This is a genomic window from uncultured Clostridium sp., from assembly GCF_937920395.1.
Classification (GTDB): Bacteria; Bacillota; Clostridia; order Clostridiales; family Clostridiaceae; genus Clostridium_AD.
Genome location: NZ_CALEVF010000340.1, coordinates 1 through 5,542, shown reverse-complemented (window position 1 = coordinate 5,542; position 5,542 = coordinate 1). Strand labels below are relative to the sequence as shown.

The 5,542-nt window shown below is 28.5% G+C and carries 5 protein-coding genes; 4 read left to right on the top strand and 1 reads right to left on the bottom strand.

Annotated elements, in window-relative coordinates; translation table 11 throughout:
* Positions 1-61: 61 nt before the first annotated feature.
* A complete protein-coding gene (locus Q0649_RS20470) occupies positions 62-613 on the top strand; it encodes a nitroreductase family protein (RefSeq protein WP_298846230.1) in 552 nt (183 codons plus the stop codon).
* Positions 614-864: 251 nt separating this feature from the next.
* A complete protein-coding gene (locus tag Q0649_RS20465; RefSeq protein WP_298846228.1) occupies positions 865-1,725 on the top strand; it encodes a DMT family transporter in 861 nt (286 codons plus the stop codon).
* Here Q0649_RS20465 and Q0649_RS20460 read toward each other — a convergent pair whose 3' ends face one another.
* A complete protein-coding gene (locus Q0649_RS20460; RefSeq protein WP_298846225.1) occupies positions 1,726-3,174 on the bottom strand; it encodes a catalase in 1,449 nt (482 codons plus the stop codon).
* 273 nt (positions 3,175-3,447) lie between these two features.
* Between Q0649_RS20460 and Q0649_RS20455 the strand changes: the two genes are divergently transcribed.
* Both Q0649_RS20455 and Q0649_RS20450 read left to right on the top strand, forming a co-directional pair.
* Positions 3,448-4,083: a cyclodeaminase/cyclohydrolase family protein gene (locus tag Q0649_RS20455; RefSeq protein WP_298846222.1), complete on the top strand. Its 636-nt coding sequence runs from the start codon at positions 3,448-3,450 to the stop codon at positions 4,081-4,083.
* 51 nt (positions 4,084-4,134) lie between these two features.
* Positions 4,135-5,542, top strand: a 1,408-nt coding sequence (locus tag Q0649_RS20450; protein WP_298846218.1) for a class I SAM-dependent DNA methyltransferase, incomplete at its 3' end; no start/stop codon positions are given.

Sequence of the window (5,542 nt, the reverse complement as noted above, 5' to 3'; positions counted from 1 at the left end):
AAAAATAATTACATTATTTATTCAACTATTACACATACTAAATTTAAAGGGAGTGTGTTATATGGAATTTTATGATGTAGTTGAAAATAGAAAAAGTATTAAGAAATTTAAAGATACACAAGTAAATGCAGAAAAATTAGCTAGAATGATTAATGCAGCTATGATGTCACCATCATGGAAAAATAAGACTTCTTATAAATTTATATTAGTTGATGATAAAAAGGAGCTTATGCAAATTTCAAAAGCTATAATTAACAAGGATAATTTAGCAGCACAATCAATAATTGACGCCCCTATGACAGCAGTGGTAGTTGCAGATCCAGCTGCTTCAGGCGAAGTAGAAAACAAAGAGTACTATTTAGTAGATAGTGCAATAGCTATGGAACATTTTGTTTTAGCAGCTACTAATGAAGGGTATGGAACTTGTTGGATTGCTGCAATTGATGAGGATATTATCAAAAAAACATTATCGATTCCACAAAATTATAAGGTAGTTGCTATAACTCCAATTGGTGAAATAGCTGAGAGTAAAGAACATTACGATAAAAAAGATGTAAAAGATTTTGTTTTTTCAAACACTTGGGATAATGCATATACTAAAAACAATAAATAAATTGTAAAAGGATAATTTATGTTAATACCCTATGATGTATTTGTGATCATAGGGTATTTTTTAGTTAAAACAAAGTAAATAACAAGTTTATATATTATCTTTTTATTATAATGTTAGATTGATGTTATACACCTATTTTTGTAAAGTTTTATTTAATTGATGAAATTATAAGATAAAGATGGTACAATTTTAATAGTTATGTTATTGCTATTTATTTTTATTTTGTATATATGAAAACGAGGAGGAATACAATGGAGAAAACAAAAGGAATTCTATATATCATTTTGTCAGCTAGTGCTTTTGGAATTATGCCAATACTTGCGAAACTCTCATATAGAGGAGGATCAAACACATACAGTACACTATTCCTTAGGTTTTTATTTGCAGCTATTATGCTTTTATATTATTTGAAAACAAAAGGCATATCTATGAAATTAACTAAAAAACAGGCCATTTTAATAATAATTATTGGGGTATTTGGTTTTACACTTGCAACTTCCAGTTTGTATCTGTCATATAATTACATAAGTGTTGGAATGTCAAGCATGATTTTTTATATTTATCCATCTATCGTTACAATACTCGCATACGTTGTATATAAAGAAAAAATATATTCTAGAAAAACAATTTCTTTGATTATATCTTTAATGGGTATTTATATTTTAATTGATAAGGCGAGTGTTAGTTTTAACATAAAAGGAATAATATTAGCATTAATAGCTGCAGTATTATATTCATTATATGTTTTAGGTGCATCTCACAAAGAATTTAAGAGTATTAATAGTTATGTTTTAACCTTTTATATTTCATGTGCATCTGCAATAGTGATGTTTATAGCTGCTAAAAGTACTAATAATTTTAACATTCATATTTCTTTTTATGCACTTGTAGCAATTTTACTTATAGCATTTATATCTACGGTGGTAGCTTTAATGGCATTTTTAGAAGGGGTTAGATTAATAGGACCCTCGAAAGCTTCAATTCTAAGTACTATTGAGCCTATAGTTAGTTTAATACTAGGAATAATAATCTTAGGAGAGCCTATTTCATCTAGAATTATAATTGGCAGTATAATGATTGTTTTGTCTGTTGTAATATTAACAAAGAAATAATCAGAGATTTAGACCTTTTGATACCCTTTTTCCAAATTCTTTGTTTGCTTTTATCAAGTGTACAAGCATTCTTTCTTGAATAGGTTTGATGGCGGCACTTAGTGATTCAACTATATTTGAAACTAAATGATCTTGTTCAATACTGCTTAAAGAGCAGTACCTTTCACCTGCTTGAACATAGTCATTTTTCTTGCTTATTGATTTCCGAACTTCGTAACCTTCAACATAAGTTTTTTCAGGAATTCCGTTTTCAAGTGCTTGCTTAGGAAGGCCATCTCCAAGTGAATTTGGGTAATAATTCGTACTGCCATGGTTTGGCATTATCTGCATGAAACCATCTTGTTGATTATTGTTAACAGGTACTTTTGGTCTGTTAATTGGTAACTCAAGGTAGTTAGTACCAAGGCGATATCTTTGGGTATCAGTATATGAAAATATTCTACCTTGAAGTATCTTGTCATTCGAGAAATCAATTCCAGGTACAATAGTAGCAGGACAAAATGCTGATTGCTCAACCTCTGCAAAAAAATTCTCTGGGTTTTTATTTAATACTATCTTTCCAACGGGCATCAATGGTATTATATCCTCTGGCCAAAGTTTTGTATCATCTAAAGGATCAAAATCAAATTTATCCTCATCCTCTATAGCAATCATCTGAACAAATAATTCATATTCAACTGTTTTACCGCTTGCAAGTGTATCAAAAAGATCGCGACTTGCAATGTCTGGGTCAATGCCTGCCAATCGTTTTGCTTCAGCACTATTTATAGATTGAATTCCACCAAGGGGTATCCAATGATATTTAACATATACAGCTTTTCCTTTTGCATTAACCCATTTGTATGTGTTAACACTAAACCCCTCTATAAATCTGTAGCTTTTGATTGTACCTATATCTGAGAATAAGTAGGTGAGCATATTGGTTGCCTCAGGTGTTAAAGATATATAATCCCAAAAACGACTGTTTGCAGAAGAATCACCTGGTATGTTAGAAACAGGATCAGGTTTTAAAGCATGAATTAAATCAGGAAATTTTATAGCATCTCTGATAAAAAACACGGGGATGTGATTTCCAACTAAATCATAATTTCCTTCATCAGTATAAAATTTTATAGAAAAACCTCTAACATCGCGGACTGTATCAGCAACTCCTTTTGATCCTACGACTATAGAAAATCTTACGAAAATTGGGGTTTCTTTTAATGGGTCTTCTAAAAAATCTGCTTTTGTATAATTAGCCATATTTTTATATGGCTTAAAATATCCATGAGCTCCTGCTCCTTTAGCATGAACTACTCTCTCGGGAATTCTTTCACGATCAAATTGAGCAGTTTTTTCTAGAAGAATATGATCTTTTATTAATACGGGGCCTCTTTCTCCAACACTTAATGAGTTTTGATCATCAGTTACAGGAGCACCCTGGTTTGTAGTTAGGTAATCTTTTTTCATATAAATCTCCTTTTTATAAATGTATTAGATTTCAGATGTGAAAATTTAAACATATATATATTACAATATGAATTAAAAATAAAATTATTCGTATATTGTATTTTAAAAAATCAAAATAAAATTATGACTTTTGCTTATTTTGGTAAAAATGCTATACAGACTGTAATGAAAAATGGTAATATTGTAATACAAAATTAATTCATAATAAATAGATTTAATTTAATTGACATTATGTTTATATAATATATTGACTTTTTGAAGGGAGAATAAAAAATGTTAGATCAAAAAACTGTAAGAGAGTTTATTAATGAATTGGGTTCAAATTCCCCTGTACCAGGAGGAGGAAGTGTTGCAGCACTTGCAGCATCTTTGGCTAGTGGATTAGGAGCTATGGTGTTTAATTTGACGATAGGTAAGAAGGTATACAATGAATATAGTGATGAGTACAAAATGCTTGTTTCTAAAACTCTAGATGAATGTCTTAAATATCAGAGTGAATTTTTAGAATTAATGAACAAAGATACTGAGGCCTTTTTAATTCTTATGTCAGCATTTAAACTCCCAAAGGAAAGTGATTACGATAAGAAAGTAAGAAGTTCTAAAATAAGAGAAGGATATATAGGTGCGTTAGAAGTTCCATTAAAGGTTGCAGAAGAAGCATATAAGATATATGAGTATATAATGGTAGCAGCTAAGTTAGGTAACAAAAATGCGATTTCTGATGCCGGGGTATCAGTTTTAATGCTTCAAGCATCTATTGAAAGTGCGATCTTAAATGTTAAGATAAATCTTTCTAGTCTTAAAGATGAACTTTATAAAGAAAAAGTTAAAAAACGTTGTTGTGAATTGGTTGAAAAAGGAAGAATAAAAAGGGATGAAATATTAACTATCGTTGATGAGAGTTTGTAGTTATATAATAGGATAAAACTAAATTTTAGTAATATAGGCGGGAGAAAATAAATGCTTGATTTATTAAAACAAGAAATACGTGAGTTATATAATATTATAATAAGTCCAATAGAAGACGTATACAAATTAACTGCTCTCAAAAATTACAAAATAAAATTGGGAGTATCAGGAAAGAAAAGTTTTGGTGATGATTATTATGAATTCATAAAAAACAATAAAGAAAAGGGGACAGTGTATACTCCAGAACCTATAACATCTTATATGATAGAAAATACTATAAAAGCAGCTCAGATAATAAATAATCCATATATAAGAATTGTTGACCCATCATGTGGAACAGGAAATATATTGATTTGTAGTTTTAAACTTCTAAAAAAATTATATAAGGATAATTTAAAATCTATTAATGAGAAAAATGGATTAATATTAAAAGAGCAAGAGATTGATGATCATATAATAAAATATAATTTGTTCGGATTTGATATTGATGATACAGCATTAAAAATTCTTACTATTGATTTATATGATTTAAGCAAGGGGTGCATAATAAAAAATATTTTCAATAATGATTTTTTAGTATATGAGAATAAATGTAAATATGATATTGTTATAGGGAATCCACCTTATGTGGGTAAAAAATTTATAAATAATGAGTATGCTTCATTTCTAAAAATAAGATATAAAAAAGTATATAGAGATAAAGGAGACTTATCATATTGTTTTTTTGAAAAAGCGTTAGATGACTTAAATGATGGTGGAAAGCTTACATTTATTACTTCAAGATATTTTATGGAATCACCTAGTGGAGAAGAGTTGAGGAAAGCATTAAAGGAAGGCTACACTATAGATAAAATAATAGATTTTTATGGTATAAGACCATTTAAAAATGTAGGAATAGATCCTTTAATTATGTTTATAACAAATCATAAAACTGAGGATAATCAAATTGAAATTATAAAGCCATTAGCAGTAAAAAGTAAAGATAGAAAAGAATTTTATAACAATGTGTTTCTGAAAGGTGGGAATAAATTCAGCACCTTTTTTATTGAAAAAAAAGAATTAGATGATAAAGGGTGGGTTTTAGTAGATGAAAAAGTGAGAACTATAATAAATAAAATTAAACAAAAAAAATCGACTGAGCTTAGTAATATATGCAATAGTTATCAGGGAATAATAACTGGATGTGATAAAGCATTTGTACTTAATAATGATACTTCTTTATTAAAAAATATTGAAAAGGATATAATAAAACCTTGGATTAAGAGTAGTTTCATAGAAAAAAATAAGATTTTAAGGAAAGATAGTTATTTAATATATTCAGATTTAATTTGTAATCCTCAAGAGTATAATAATGCTATTGCTTATATTGAATTACATAGGGAAAAACTGTCAAAAAGAAGAGAATGTCAAAAGGGTATTAGAAAATGGTACGAACTTCAATGGGGCAGAAATCAAAATA

Coding starts and splice junctions, on each gene's coding strand:
- Q0649_RS20455 (WP_298846222.1), top strand. CDS start 3,448: ATGTTAGATCAAAAAACTGTAAGAGAGTTTATTAATGAATTGGGTTCA.
- Q0649_RS20465 (WP_298846228.1), top strand. CDS start 865: ATGGAGAAAACAAAAGGAATTCTATATATCATTTTGTCAGCTAGTGCT.
- Q0649_RS20460 (WP_298846225.1), bottom strand. CDS start 3,174: ATGAAAAAAGATTACCTAACTACAAACCAGGGTGCTCCTGTAACTGAT.
- Q0649_RS20470 (WP_298846230.1), top strand. CDS start 62: ATGGAATTTTATGATGTAGTTGAAAATAGAAAAAGTATTAAGAAATTT.